The sequence below is a fragment of the Oxalobacteraceae bacterium OTU3CAMAD1 genome, assembly GCA_024123915.1.
In the GTDB taxonomy this organism is placed as follows: domain Bacteria; phylum Pseudomonadota; class Gammaproteobacteria; order Burkholderiales; family Burkholderiaceae_D; genus Rugamonas.
In genome coordinates this window covers 7,430,170-7,444,858 of sequence record CP099650.1, presented here as the reverse complement: position 1 = coordinate 7,444,858, position 14,689 = coordinate 7,430,170, and the positions used below count along the sequence as shown (strand labels likewise).

General features: G+C 59.9%; 8 protein-coding genes, 2 tRNA genes and 4 rRNA genes. All 14 read left to right on the top strand.

Going from position 1 to position 14,689, the window contains the following annotated elements; translation table 11 throughout:
• Positions 1-31: 31 nt before the first annotated feature.
• Positions 32-1,560, top strand: a 16S ribosomal RNA gene (locus NHH88_31950).
• Positions 1,561-1,638: 78 nt separating this feature from the next.
• Positions 1,639-1,715, top strand: a tRNA-Ile gene (locus tag NHH88_31945).
• A gap of 24 nt (positions 1,716-1,739) precedes the next feature.
• A tRNA-Ala gene (locus tag NHH88_31940) sits at positions 1,740-1,815 on the top strand.
• Positions 1,816-2,035: 220 nt separating this feature from the next.
• Positions 2,036-4,908 (top strand): 23S ribosomal RNA (locus tag NHH88_31935).
• Positions 4,909-5,054: 146 nt separating this feature from the next.
• A 5S ribosomal RNA gene (gene rrf / locus NHH88_31930) occupies positions 5,055-5,167 on the top strand.
• A 123-nt stretch (positions 5,168-5,290) separates the two neighbouring features.
• Positions 5,291-5,403: ribosomal RNA gene (gene rrf, locus NHH88_31925) — 5S ribosomal RNA — on the top strand.
• The 16S, 23S and 5S rRNA genes sit together here with 2 tRNA genes alongside, the layout of an rRNA operon.
• 356 nt (positions 5,404-5,759) lie before the next feature.
• On the top strand, positions 5,760-6,965 hold the full coding sequence (locus tag NHH88_31920) for a sugar ABC transporter substrate-binding protein (protein USX17493.1): 1,206 nt from the start codon (positions 5,760-5,762) through the stop codon (positions 6,963-6,965).
• Between the two features lie 90 nt (positions 6,966-7,055).
• Entirely contained in the window at positions 7,056-7,916 is an 861-nt protein-coding gene (locus tag NHH88_31915; GenBank protein ID USX14186.1) for a sugar ABC transporter permease, read from the top strand.
• 10 nt (positions 7,917-7,926) lie between these two features.
• Positions 7,927-8,745, top strand: a complete 819-nt coding sequence (locus NHH88_31910; GenBank protein ID USX14185.1) for a carbohydrate ABC transporter permease — start codon at positions 7,927-7,929, stop codon at positions 8,743-8,745.
• A gap of 31 nt (positions 8,746-8,776) precedes the next feature.
• Positions 8,777-9,841 (top strand): ABC transporter ATP-binding protein, encoded by a 1,065-nt coding sequence (locus tag NHH88_31905; GenBank protein USX14184.1) that lies wholly within the window; start codon positions 8,777-8,779, stop codon positions 9,839-9,841.
• The gene (locus NHH88_31900) at positions 9,838-11,322 is read left to right on the top strand and encodes a mannitol dehydrogenase family protein (GenBank protein ID USX14183.1); all 1,485 of its coding nucleotides are present in this window, start codon (positions 9,838-9,840) and stop codon (positions 11,320-11,322) included. Before NHH88_31905 ends, NHH88_31900 begins: the two co-directional genes overlap by 4 nt.
• A gap of 4 nt (positions 11,323-11,326) precedes the next feature.
• Complete coding sequence (xylB, locus tag NHH88_31895; GenBank protein USX14182.1) at positions 11,327-12,793, top strand: xylulokinase; 1,467 nt, start codon at positions 11,327-11,329, stop codon at positions 12,791-12,793.
• Between the two features lie 62 nt (positions 12,794-12,855).
• A complete protein-coding gene (locus NHH88_31890; protein ID USX14181.1) occupies positions 12,856-13,773 on the top strand; it encodes an AraC family transcriptional regulator in 918 nt (305 codons plus the stop codon).
• 115 nt (positions 13,774-13,888) lie between these two features.
• Positions 13,889-14,671: an L-iditol 2-dehydrogenase gene (locus tag NHH88_31885; GenBank protein USX14180.1), complete on the top strand. Its 783-nt coding sequence runs from the start codon at positions 13,889-13,891 to the stop codon at positions 14,669-14,671.
• Positions 14,672-14,689 lie beyond the last annotated feature (18 nt).

Sequence of the window (14,689 nt, the reverse complement as noted above, 5' to 3'; positions counted from 1 at the left end):
TGCCGGTAAAACGGCAAAAGTAACAGAGATTAAACTGAAGAGTTTGATCCTGGCTCAGATTGAACGCTGGCGGCATGCCTTACACATGCAAGTCGAACGGCAGCGCGGGGCAACCTGGCGGCGAGTGGCGAACGGGTGAGTAATATATCGGAACGTACCCTGGAGTGGGGGATAACGTAGCGAAAGTTACGCTAATACCGCATACGATCTAAGGATGAAAGTGGGGGATCGCAAGACCTCATGCTCCTGGAGCGGCCGATATCTGATTAGCTAGTTGGTAGGGTAAAAGCCTACCAAGGCATCGATCAGTAGCTGGTCTGAGAGGACGACCAGCCACACTGGAACTGAGACACGGTCCAGACTCCTACGGGAGGCAGCAGTGGGGAATTTTGGACAATGGGCGCAAGCCTGATCCAGCAATGCCGCGTGAGTGAAGAAGGCCTTCGGGTTGTAAAGCTCTTTTGTCAGGGAAGAAACGGGTCTTTCTAATACAGAGATCTAATGACGGTACCTGAAGAATAAGCACCGGCTAACTACGTGCCAGCAGCCGCGGTAATACGTAGGGTGCAAGCGTTAATCGGAATTACTGGGCGTAAAGCGTGCGCAGGCGGTTTTGTAAGTCTGTTGTGAAATCCCCGGGCTCAACCTGGGAATGGCAATGGAGACTGCAAGGCTAGAGTTTGGCAGAGGGGGGTAGAATTCCACGTGTAGCAGTGAAATGCGTAGATATGTGGAGGAACACCGATGGCGAAGGCAGCCCCCTGGGTCAAAACTGACGCTCATGCACGAAAGCGTGGGGAGCAAACAGGATTAGATACCCTGGTAGTCCACGCCCTAAACGATGTCTACTAGTTGTCGGGTCTTAATTGACTTGGTAACGCAGCTAACGCGTGAAGTAGACCGCCTGGGGAGTACGGTCGCAAGATTAAAACTCAAAGGAATTGACGGGGACCCGCACAAGCGGTGGATGATGTGGATTAATTCGATGCAACGCGAAAAACCTTACCTACCCTTGACATGGATGGAATCCCGGAGAGATTTGGGAGTGCCCGAAAGGGAACCATCACACAGGTGCTGCATGGCTGTCGTCAGCTCGTGTCGTGAGATGTTGGGTTAAGTCCCGCAACGAGCGCAACCCTTGTCATTAGTTGCTACGAAAGGGCACTCTAATGAGACTGCCGGTGACAAACCGGAGGAAGGTGGGGATGACGTCAAGTCCTCATGGCCCTTATGGGTAGGGCTTCACACGTCATACAATGGTACATACAGAGCGCCGCCAACCCGCGAGGGGGAGCTAATCGCAGAAAGTGTATCGTAGTCCGGATTGTAGTCTGCAACTCGACTGCATGAAGTTGGAATCGCTAGTAATCGCGGATCAGCATGTCGCGGTGAATACGTTCCCGGGTCTTGTACACACCGCCCGTCACACCATGGGAGCGGGTTTTACCAGAAGTAGGTAGCTTAACCGCAAGGAGGGCGCTTACCACGGTAGGATTCGTGACTGGGGTGAAGTCGTAACAAGGTAGCCGTATCGGAAGGTGCGGCTGGATCACCTCCTTTCTAGAGTCGCACGAGTTAGCAATAACTCACTCATCAAGCGTTCACACTTATCGACTGTAAATTCAAAGAACAGCATTTGGGGCTGTAGCTCAGCTGGTTAGAGCACCGTGTTGATAACGCGGGGGTCGTTGGTTCGAGTCCAACCAGCCCTACCAGTTTTACCCTAGTAGTAAATCTCAGGGGGATTAGCTCAGCTGGGAGAGCACCTGCTTTGCAAGCAGGGGGTCGTCGGTTCGATCCCGTCATCCTCCACCAAGAGTTCAAATGTAAGGGTAAGCCTTTAGATTTGATCTTTTAGAGATCAAGTGCTGTACGTTCTTTAACAATCTGGAAGAAGTAAGTAAATTTTTATTGATCGCATCACCGACAGGTGGCGCGATGGGTAATGATTGTATGTATCAACAAACGCAACAACGTAGTACTTCTTATTTCTATAACCGCTCCTTTGTTTAGTCGCAAGGGGCTAACGTTATAGGGACAAGTGAATAAGTGCACATGGTGGATGCCTTGGCGATTACAGGCGATGAAGGACGTAGTAGCTTGCGATAAGCTGCGGGGAGCTAGCAAACAAGCTTTGATCCGCAGATTTCCGAATGGGGAAACCCGGCCTTTTAGGTCATTGCATACTGAATACATAGGTATGCAAAGCGAACGCGGCGAACTGAAACATCTAAGTAGCTGCAGGAAAATAAATCAACCGAGATTCCCAAAGTAGTGGCGAGCGAAATGGGAAGAGCCTGCACGTTTTAGCATGACGCATAACAGAATCCTCTGGAAATAGGAACCATAGCGGGTGATAGTCCCGTATGTGAAATGCGATGTGTGGAACTAAGCGTGCGACAAGTAGGGCGGGACACGAGAAATCCTGTCTGAATATGGGGGGACCATCCTCCAAGGCTAAATACTCGTAATCGACCGATAGTGAACCAGTACCGTGAGGGAAAGGCGAAAAGAACCCCGGGAGGGGAGTGAAATAGATCCTGAAACCGTGTGCATACAAACAGTAGGAGCGGACTTGTTCCGTGACTGCGTACCTTTTGTATAATGGGTCAGCGACTTACATTCAGTGGCAAGGTTAACCATATAGGGAAGCCGTAGAGAAATCGAGTCCGAACAGGGCGATAGTCGCTGGGTGTAGACCCGAAACCAAGTGATCTACTCATGGCCAGGATGAAGGTGCGGTAACACGCACTGGAGGTCCGAACCCACTAATGTTGAAAAATTAGGGGATGAGCTGTGGGTAGGGGTGAAAGGCTAAACAAACTTGGAAATAGCTGGTTCTCTCCGAAAACTATTTAGGTAGTGCCTCAAGTATCACCATCGGGGGTAGAGCACTGTTATGGCTAGGGGGTCATCGCGACTTACCAAACCATTGCAAACTCCGAATACCGATGAGTGCGAGCTTGGGAGACAGACGTCGGGTGCTAACGTCCGGCGTCAAGAGGGAAACAACCCAGACCGCCAGCTAAGGTCCCAAAGATTGGCTAAGTGGAAAACGAAGTGGGAAGGCTAAAACAGTCAGGATGTTGGCTTAGAAGCAGCCATCATTTAAAGAAAGCGTAATAGCTCACTGATCGAGTCGTCCTGCGCGGAAGATGTAACGGGGCTAAGCCAGTCACCGAAGCTGCGGATATGCGTAAGCATATGGTAGGAGAGCGTTCTGTAAGCCTGCGAAGGTGTCTTGTAAAGGATGCTGGAGGTATCAGAAGTGCGAATGCTGACATGAGTAGCGATAATGGGGGTGAAAAGCCCCCACGCCGTAAGCCCAAGGTTTCCTGTTCAACGTTCATCGGAGCAGGGTGAGTCGGCCCCTAAGGCGAGGCAGAGATGCGTAGCTGATGGGAAGCAGGTTAATATTCCTGCACCGTCGTATGATGCGATGGGGGGACGGATCGCGGAAGGTTGTCCAACTGTTGGAATAGTTGGTTGCTGCTTCATAGAAGGCGCTTAGGCAAATCCGGGCGCGTAATTCAAGGGAGTGGGACGAGAGATTTAGGTCTCGAAGCAATCGGAAGTGGTTCCAAGAAAAGCCTCTAAGCTTCAGTCATACGAGACCGTACCGCAAACCGACACAGGTGGGCGAGATGAGTATTCTAAGGCGCTTGAGAGAACTCGGGAGAAGGAACTCGGCAAATTGGTACCGTAACTTCGGGAAAAGGTACGCCCTTGTAGCTTGGCTGATTTACTTCAGTAGGGTGAACGGGTTGCAATAAACTGGTGGCTGCGACTGTTTAATAAAAACACAGCACTCTGCAAACACGAAAGTGGACGTATAGGGTGTGACGCCTGCCCGGTGCTGGAAGATTAAATGATGGGGTGCAAGCTCTTGATTGAAGTCCCAGTAAACGGCGGCCGTAACTATAACGGTCCTAAGGTAGCGAAATTCCTTGTCGGGTAAGTTCCGACCTGCACGAATGGCGTAACGATGGCCACACTGTCTCCTCCCGAGACTCAGCGAAGTTGAAGTGTTTGTGATGATGCAATCTACCCGCGGCTAGACGGAAAGACCCCATGAACCTTTACTGTAGCTTTGCATTGGACTTTGAATCAATCTGTGTAGGATAGGTGGGAGGCTTTGAAGCGGGGACGCCAGTTCTCGTGGAGCCAACCTTGAAATACCACCCTGGTTCATTTGAGGTTCTAACCTTGGCCCGTTATCCGGGTCGGGGACAGTGCATGGTAGGCAGTTTGACTGGGGCGGTCTCCTCCTAAAGTGTAACGGAGGAGTTCGAAGGTACGCTAGGTACGGTCGGACATCGTGCTAATAGTGCAATGGCATAAGCGTGCTTAACTGCGAGACTGACAAGTCGAGCAGGTACGAAAGTAGGACATAGTGATCCGGTGGTTCTGTATGGAAGGGCCATCGCTCAACGGATAAAAGGTACTCTGGGGATAACAGGCTGATTCCTCCCAAGAGTTCATATCGACGGGGGAGTTTGGCACCTCGATGTCGGCTCATCACATCCTGGGGCTGTAGCCGGTCCCAAGGGTATGGCTGTTCGCCATTTAAAGTGGTACGTGAGCTGGGTTTAAAACGTCGTGAGACAGTTTGGTCCCTATCTGCCGTGGGCGTTGGAAATTTGAAGGGGGCTGCTCCTAGTACGAGAGGACCGGAGTGGACAGACCTCTGGTGTACCGGTTGTCACGCCAGTGGCATTGCCGGGTAGCTAAGTCTGGAAGAGATAACCGCTGAAAGCATCTAAGCGGGAAACTTGCCTTAAGATGAGATTTCCCAGAGCCTTGAGCTCTTTGAAGGGTCGTTCGAGACCAGGACGTTGATAGGTCAGGTGTGGAAGTGCAGTAATGCATTAAGCTAACTGATACTAATTGCCCGTACGGCTTGTCCCTATAACCTTAGCAGGTTATGGTTGAATAAGAAGTGCGTTGAAACGTTCGTTGATACACAACTTCATTACCCAGTATTGAGATACTGATTACTTACTTCTCCAGATTCTGAGCAACGTTCACAAGAACGCGGCTCGTACAAGTCAATGCCTGATGACCATAGCAAGTTGGTCCCACCCCTTCCCATCCCGAACAGGACCGTGAAACAACTCTGCGCCGATGATAGTGCTGCAACCAGTGTGAAAGTAGGTTATCGTCAGGCTAGTTATATAGAGAAGCCCCCATCCGCCTGAATGCGCAAGAACGCGTCCGGTGCAGGTGGGGGTCTTTTCATCCCAAGATTCTCAGCGGCGCGGAAACGCGACGTTTGTAGTACCGGTCAATGCTTGATGACCATAGCAAGTCGGTCCCACCCCTTCCCATCCCGAACAGGACCGTGAAACGACTCTGCGCCGATGATAGTGCTGCAACCAGTGTGAAAGTAGGTTATCGTCAAGCTAGTTATTCCTAAAAGCCCCACCCGCCATGAGCGCCGGTGGGGTTTTTTTTCGTCCTGCTTTTCATCTCGCGTTTTCTTATCCAGATACTCTGGTTCCCGTTACGCCCTTCCTGATCCCGTTCCCCGTACCGAAAAGTATCGAGACTTGGGTTTTCAGTATCGGAAAGTATCGGAGGCCGATGATACATTGCAGGAGTGGTGCTCACAGGCGCCGCCCCGACAAAAAATCATAAAATCTGGAGACAACACCATGAATCGTATCGCCCTCAGTGCGTTATGCGTTGGTCTTTTATGCGCCAGCGGTTCCCCTCTCGCCGCCACCGACCTGGTTATCGCAACCGTCAACAACGGTCACATGATCGAGATGCAAAAACTCGGCAAACACTTCGAACAAGCCAATCCCGATATCAAACTGAAGTGGGTCACCCTGGAAGAGGGCGTGCTGCGCCAGCGCATGACGACCGACATCGCCACCAAAGGCGGACAGTTCGACCTGATGACGATCGGCATGTACGAAGCGCCGATCTGGGCCAAGAAGGAATGGCTGCTGCCGATCAAACCGGACGCCGCCTACGACGTCGACGATTTGCTGCCGACGATACGCGAAGGCTTGTCGTTCAACGGCCAACTGTACGCCGCGCCGTTCTACGGCGAGAGCTCGATGATCATGTACCGCAGCGATCTGGTGAAAAAGGCCGGCATGACAATCGCGGACCGGCCCAGCTGGGACCAGTTGCGCGCCGTGGCGGCCAAGATCCACGACCCGGCCAACGGTGTTTACGGCATCTGCCTGCGCGGCAAACCAGGCTGGGGCGACAACATGGTGCTGCTGACCACCATGGCCAACTCCTACGGCGGCCAGGTGTTCGACATGAAATGGCAGCCGCAGTTCACCAGCAAGCCGTGGCGCGACGCGTTGACCATGTACGTCGACTTGATGAAGAAGTACGGGCCGCCCGGTTCGTCCTCCAACAGCTTCAATGAAATCCTGGCGATGTTCAACGAAGGCAAGTGCGGAATCTGGATCGACGCCACCATCGCCGCCTCCTTCGTCAGCGATCCGAAGCAAAGCAAGGTGGCCGACAAGGTCGCCTACGCGCAATCGCCGTTCGCCGTCACCGAGCGCGGCGCCAACTGGCTGTGGGCCTGGGCGCTGGCGATACCGAAAAGCTCCAAGCATCCGGAAGCGGCGCAGAAGTTCATCAACTGGTCCACGTCCAAGGAATACATCAAGCTGGTGGCCAAGGAAACCAGCTGGGCCAACGTCCCCACCGGCACGCGCAAGTCCACCTACGCCAATCCCGAGTTCGTGAAGGCGGCCAAGTTCGCGGCGGCCGAAGGCAAGGCCATCGCCACCGCCAGTCCCAAGCAAAACACCCTGCCACCGTCGCCCTACATCGGCGTGCAGTACGCGGCGGTGCCGGAGTTCCAGGCGATCGGCATGGCCACCGGCCAGCAGATCACCGCAGCGCTGTTGGGCAAGGTGACGGTCGACCAGGCGCTCGAGAAGTCGCAACAGGCGGCCGACCGGGAAATGCGCAAGGCAGGCTATTACAAATAGCGCGACCGTCGTACCCGCACTGACAGTCATCCGGGCCGTCGGCATCCGCCGGCGGTTCCGTAAGCACCCGCACGCACTTTGAGATTACCCATGAAACGACTGATACCTCGGACTTTGCTGACGCCGGCGGTGCTTTCCATCGCCATCATTTCCATCGTCCCGCTGCTGATCACGCTGTACTACTCGCTGGTCAAATTCAGCCTGCTGGCGCCGGGCGACCACCCGTTCCACGGGCTGGAGAATTTCTACTTCTTCTTCACCGACGGCGCCTTCGTGCCGGCGCTGCACAACACCTTCGTGCTGATGTTCTCGGTCATGCTGATCACCGTGCTGGGTGGCGCCGCCCTCGGCCTGCTGATCAACGAAGCCTTTCCCGGCCGCGCCATCGTCCGCGTGCTTCTGATCTCGCCGTTCCTGGTCATGCCGGCGGTGAACTCGCTGATGTGGAAGAACATGCTGCTCAATCCCATCTACGGCCTGTTCGCACAAGTCAGCCATTTGCTCGGGCAGACGCCGATCGACTGGCTGTCGGAGTATCCGCTGCTGTCGATCGTCATGATGGTGTCCTGGCAGTGGCTGCCCTTCGCCTGCCTGATCTTCATGACGGCGCTGCAGTCGATGGACCGCGAGCAGCTGGAGGCGGCCGGCATGGACGGCGCCAACTACCTGCAGCAGCTGCGCTACCTGTACATCCCGCACCTGGGGCGCGCGGTGTCGGTGGTGCTGATGATCGAGATGATCTTCCTGCTGTCGGTGTTCGCCGAAATCTTCACCACCACCGGCGGTGGCCCCGGTTTCGACACCACCACGATCACGTTCATGATCTATCAACAGGCGCTGCAATCCTACGACATCGGCGCGGCGTCGGCCGGCGCGTTGTTCGCTGTGCTGCTGGCGAATATCGCCGCCTTCTTCCTGATGCGCGTCATCGGCAAGAACCTGGCCAAATAAGGAGACCGCGATGCACAAGCACACCACCCTGCACGTCCGCACCGTAGCCGCCTGGTTCTTCGCGCTGCTGCTGTTCTTTCCGATCTTCTGGCTCGGACTGATGGCCTTCAAGACCGAAGCCCAGGCCATCTCCACGCCGCCGCTGCTGTTCTTCTCGCCGACGTTGCAAAGCTTCCGCGACGTCATGGCGCGCGACCACTACATCGGCTACGCGCTCAATTCGCTGCTCACCAGCGTGCTGTCGACGGCCATCGGCCTGGCGATCGCGCTGCCTGCAGCGTACTCGATGGCCTTCTTCCCCACGCGCGGCACCATCGGCCTGCTCAAGTTCATCCTCAGCTCGCGCTACATGCCCGGCGTGGGCGCGCTGATGCCGATCTATATCTGCTACCAGTATTTCGGCCTGCTCGATAGCTGGGCCGGATTGACCGTCATGTTCATGCTGATGAATTTACCCATCATGATCTGGCTCCTGTACACCAACCTGCGCGAACTGCCGCGCGAGATTTTGGAGGCGGCGCGCATGGACGGCGCCACCGTGTTCCACGAGTTCCGCCACATCGTGCTGCCGCTGTCGACGGGCGGCATCGCCTCGACCGCGCTGGTGTGCATGGTGTGGGCCTGGAACGAGTCGTTCTGGTCGCTGAACCTGGGCGCGGCCAACGCCGGCACCCTGGCCTGGCTGATCGCCTCCTACTCCAGCCCCGAAGGCCTGTTCTGGGCCAAGCTGTCGGCCGCCTCGCTGATGGCGATCGCGCCGATCATGGCGCTGGGCTGGTTCTGCCAGAAGCAGCTGGTGCAAGGCATGACGTTCGGCGCCGTCAAATAAGCGCGGCAACCATCAACTTAGGACAGCAACCATGGCATACCTCCAACTCAGTAACATCGAAAAATTCTTCGGCGAGCACCACGCCATCAAGGGCATCGACCTGGCCATCGAAAAGGGCGAATTCGTGGTCTTCGTCGGTCCATCCGGCTGCGGCAAATCGACCTTGCTGCGCATGATCGCCGGCCTGGAAACCATCGACAAGGGCAGCCTGCTGCTGGATGGGCGCGACATCACCGCGCTGCCGTCGTCCAAGCGCGACCTGGCGATGGTGTTCCAGTCCTATGCGCTGTATCCGCACATGACGGTGTTCGAGAACATGTCGTTCGCGCTCAAGCTGGCCGGCGTCGACCGCGCGGTGATCCGCGAGAAGGTCGAGAAGGCCGCCGCCATTCTCGACCTGGGAAAATACCTGCAACGCACGCCGAAGGACCTGTCGGGCGGACAGCGCCAGCGCGTGGCGATCGGGCGCGCGATCGTGCGCGATCCGAAGGTGTTCCTGTTCGACGAGCCGCTGTCGAACCTCGACGCGGCGCTGCGCGTGCAGACCCGCATCCAGATCGCCAAGCTGCACGCCGAACTGGGTGCGACCTCGATCTACGTCACCCACGACCAGGTCGAGGCGATGACATTGGCCGACCGCGTGGTGGTGCTGCGCGACGGCCAGATCGAGCAGCACGGCACGCCGCTGGAACTCTACGACCGTCCCGCCAACCGTTTCGTGGCGCAGTTCATCGGCACGCCGAGCATGAACGTGGTGCCGGCGACCGCCCTGCCGATGCTGGGACCGCTGGCGGGGAGCGGGGCGCGTGGCGACGGCTTCGTCGGCATCCGTCCGGAACACGTGCGGCTGTGCGGGACGGGGGAGGGCGCGACACCCGGCAGCCTGCCGGCGACGGTGGACTTGGTCGAATCGCTGGGCGTGGAGACGCTGGTCTACGCGCGCCTGGAAAACAACGTGCAGATCGTCACGCGTGGCGGCGAGCGCACCGCCCTGCGTCCCGGCGACGGCACGCGGCTTTGCTTCGACCCGGGCGCGGTGCACCATTTCGACGCCGCCGGCAAAACCTATGCCGCCGCGCGGGGAGTGTCGGCATGAAGGCTATCGCATTGAACCAGACCGCGCTGGCCAATCTGCCGCCTAATGTCGCCGGGCCGGATTACGATCGCCGGGATGTCGCGCGCAGCATCGTGCATATCGGCGTCGGCGGATTTTTCCGCGCGCACCAGGCGGTCTATCTGGACCGGCTGCTGCACCTGCCCGGACACCAGCAATGGGGCTACTGCGGCGTGGCCTTGCTGCCGCACGACGCGGCCATCCGCGACGCCATGCTGGCCCAGGATTGCCTGTACACCGTGGTCGAACGCGGCGCGCAGGGCGATGCGGCGCGCGTGATCGGATCACTGCTGGAATTCCTGTACGCGCCGGACGACGCCGGGGCGGTGCTGGAAAAGATGGCCGATCCCGGCACCCGCATCGTCGCGCTGACGATCACGGAGGGCGGCTACTACATCAACCAGGGCACCGGCGAATTCGACGCCGGCCATGCGGACATTGCGCACGACCTGGCGCACCCGCTCACGCCGCGCTGCTCGTTCGGCTATCTGGCCGAGGCGCTGAACCGCCGACGCGAACGCGGCCTGGCGCCCTTCACGCTGATGTCGTGCGATAACCTGCAAAACAACGGCGACGTGCTGCGCAAGATGCTGCTGGCCTTCACCGCCCTGCGCGATCCGGCGTTGAGCGAGTGGGTGGCGCAACACGCCGCTTTCCCCAACAGCATGGTCGATCGCATCACGCCCGCCACCACCGACGAACACCGCGCGCTGCTGCGCGACCGCTTCGGCCTGGCCGACGCCTGGCCGGTGATGACCGAGCCATTCCTGCAGTGGGTGATCGAGGACCGTTTCCCCGGCGGCCGGCCGGCGTGGGAGCTGGTCGGCGCGCAGATGACGGGCGACGTGCTGCCCTACGAAAAAATGAAACTGCGGCTGCTCAACGCCGGCCACCAGTCGCTGTGCTATCTCGGCATGCTGTTCGACTACGAGTACGCGCACGAAGCGATGGCGGACGCCGGCATCCGCCAGCTATTCAGCGACATGATGGATATCGAGGTCACGCCCTTGCTGCCCGCCGTCGAGGGCATCGACCTGGAGGCCTACAAGCGCACGCTGATCGAGCGTTTCTCCAATCCGACCATCCGCGACCAGTTGTCGCGCATCGGCACCGAAGGATCGGCGCGCATTCCCAAATTTGTGCTGCCCTCGGTGCGGGAACAGCTGGAACGGGGCGGCCCGATCACGCGGCTCGGCTTTACCGTGGCGTGCTGGTTCCGCTACCTGAACGGCCGCTCCGAGTCGGGCGCGGTGATGCCGCTGATCGACCCGCACGGGGAACGCTTGCGCGAGCACGCGCTGCGCGGCGGCGCCAATGCGGGGCCGCTGCTATCGCTGCGCGAATTGTTCGGAGAATTGGCCGACGAGCCGCGCTTTGCGGCGGCCGTTACAGAGTCTCTCGCGCGCCTGTACCGCGACGGCGTGCGAGCCGCGCTGGATCACGTGTTGGCCACGAAGGAGTAGGACCATGTATCTGGGCATAGACCTGGGCACTTCGGAGGTGAAGGTGCTGCTGATCGACGCGGAGCAACGCACCGTCGCCAGCGCGCACGCGCCACTGGCGATCAGCCGGCCGATGCCGCAATGGTCGGAGCAGGACCCGGCCGACTGGTGGCTCGCCACCCGGACCGCGATCGACGCCATCGTCCGCGAGCATCCCCAGGGGATGGCGGCGCTGCGCGGCATCGGCCTGTCCGGCCAGATGCACGGCACGGTGCTGCTGGACGCTTCGGGCCGGGTGCTGCGTCCGGCCATCCTGTGGAACGATACCCGGGCCGGCGCCGAATGCGCGGAGCTGGAACGGCGCGCGCCGGAACTGCGCCATATCACCGGCAACCTCGCCATGCCCGGCTTTTCCGCGCCCAAGCTGCTGTGGGTGGCGCGCCACGAGCCTGAGCTGTTCGCCCGCATCGCCACGGTGCTGCTGCCCAAGGACTACCTGCGCTACCTGCTGACGGGCGAGTTCATCTCCGACATGTCCGACGCTTCCGGCACCTTGTGGCTGGATGTAGCGCGGCGCGACTGGTCCGACACAATGCTCGAGGCCTGCGGCTTGTCCCGCGCCCACATGCCACGTCTGGTGGAGGGCACGGCGCCGGGCGGCATGCTGCGCGCGGAGTTGGCGCGCGGATGGGGCATCGCGACGCCGGTGGTGGTGGCCGGCGGCGCCGGCGACAACGCGGCCAGCGCGGTGGGCATGGGCGTCGCGGCGCCGGGCGACACCTTCATCTCGCTGGGCACCTCGGGCGTTTTCTTCGCCGCCAGCGATGCCTACCGGCCGAATCCCGCGCAGGGCCTGCACACCTTTTGCCACGCGCTGCCCGGGCAATGGCATCAGATGGGCGTGATGCTGTCGGCCGCCAGCTGCCTGCGCTGGGTGACGGCGCTGACGCATGCCGCCGACGAGGCGGCGCTGCTGGAGGAAATCGAAAGCGCGGGACCGGGAGTGCGCGCGACCGCGCCATTGTTCCTGCCGTACCTGTCGGGCGAGCGCACGCCGCACAACGATCCGCTGGCCAGCGGCGTGTGGCTCGGCCTGCGGCACGACACCGACCGCGCGTCGCTAGGCTACTCGGTACTGGAGGGCGTTGCGTTCGGCCTGCGCGACAGCTACCTGGCGCTGCGCGACGCCGGCGGCGACATGCGCACGGCGGCACTGGTGGGCGGCGGCAGCCGAAGCCGATACTGGGCGCGGCTGCTGGCCAGCGCGCTCGATGTGCCGCTGACGCTCAATGCCGGCGCGCACGTCGGCGCGGCGTTGGGCGCGGCCCGGCTGGCGATGTTGGCCGCCGATCCCGGTCTTGATGTGGCGCGGGTATGCGTGGCGCCGCCGGTGCTGGAGGTGATCGCGCCGGAACCCGATTGGCGCGCGCAGCTGCTGCCGCGCCACGAGCGATTCCGCGACTTGTACCGGAAGGTTCAGCCATTGTTTTGAGGCGGATCGGCTTTGCTATACTCATTTGGCGCAGCACATACCGAGGAGAGGAGGACAGCGACATGCCACCCAAGAGCATACACCGCACACTGGAGCTGGAACACGATTGCGCGCGCGACGCGAGCGAGGGGTTCGAGCCGAATGGACGATATGGTTTTATCCGCTACCTGGAGCATGGCTTCCCCAGCTCCCTGGTACGCTGGCACTACCACGACGAGTACGAGCTGCACCTGATTTGCGCCAGCAGCGGCAAGGTGTTCGTGGGCGACTATATCGGCCAGTTCTCCCCCGGCCATCTGGTACTGACGGCGCCGCGCATTCCGCACAACTGGGTGTCGCTGGACACTCCCGCCGAAGGCGTCAAGTTGCGCGACATGGTGATTCAGTTCACCCACGCGCCGCTGGAGCAGATGGCCGGCGCCATTCCCGAAGTTAAGAGCATCATGCCGCTGCTGCAGCGCGCCACCCACGGCATCGAGTTCTTCGGCATCAGCGAACAGGCAAGGCAGCGCTTCATCCGCATCCGCGACGGCAAGGGCCTGCCGCGTTTCATCGAGTTCCTCACCTTGCTGGGCGAGCTGGCCGACAGCAGCGACTACCAGCTGCTGTCGACCGTGCCGATGCAGTCGTTCGACGACGACGACGCGCTGGCGCGCATCAGCTCCGCAGTCGACTTCATCGTGCAGAATTTCAGCAGCCAGTTTTCGATGGGCGACCTGGCGCGGCAACTGGGCATGTCCGAGCGCATGTTCACGCGCTTCTTCCGCACCGCCACCGGCAACAGCTTCACCGATTTCGTCAACCGCCTGCGCGTCAACAAGGCCTGCCAGCTGCTGATGGAAACGGAGCGCTATGTCACCAACATCTGCTACGACGCCGGCTTTAACAACGTCGCCAATTTCAACCGCCGCTTCCTGGAGCTGAAGGGCATGACGCCCAAGGAGTTCCGCCAGCAGGCGTCGGGACGATTCGGCGCCTGACAGGTATAAGAGTATCGATTATCGCGCTTGCAGTATCGATTTTGCCGAGGGGCCGCTGCTAGACTTTCTTTCACGATGCAGATGACTGTATCGACTATAACGAAAGGAGATCCGCATGAATCGTCTCGCTTCCCGGCATGCGTTGTTGACCGGCGCCGGTGGCGGCATCGGCCTCGCGGTGGCCGAGGGCTACCTGGCCGAAGGCGCCAGCTGCACCGTGGCCGACCTGGCGCCGCAAGCGCCGCCCGCGCTGGCCGAGGTGATGGCGCGCCATCCCGCGCAGCTGCAGTACGTGCAGGCCGACGTCACCAGCGCCGAATCGGTCGGCGCGCTGCTGGCCGCGGCCCAGGGCCGCTTCGGTCCCATCGACATCCTGTTCAACAACGCCGCCGTGTTTGACATGGCGCCGCTGCTGGAATCGGATCTGGACATGTACCAGCGCCTGTTCGATGTCAACGTCAAGGGCATGTTCCTCGTCATGCAGCGGGTCCTTCAAAGCATGCGCGACGCCGGCCGCACCGGCGCCATCGTCAACCTGGCGTCGCAGGCCGGCCGCCGTGGCGAGGCGCTGGTGGCGCATTACTGCGCCAGCAAGGCTGCCGTAATCAGTTACACCCAGTCGGCCGCGCTGGCCATGGCGCCCTACGGCATCCGCGTCAACGGCATCGCGCCGGGCGTGGTCGACACGCCGATGTGGAACCATGTCGATTCCCTGTTCGCCCGCTACGAAGGTTTGCAGCCGGGCGAGAAGAAGAAAGCCGTGGGCCTGGCCGTGCCGCTGGGGCGCATGGGCACACCGGCGGACCTGGTCGGCGCCGCGATCTTCCTGGCCAGCGACGACTCGGCCTACATCACCGCCCAGACGCTCAACGTCGACGGCGGCAGTGTCATGAGCTAGACGCTCGTTCTTTTTCCC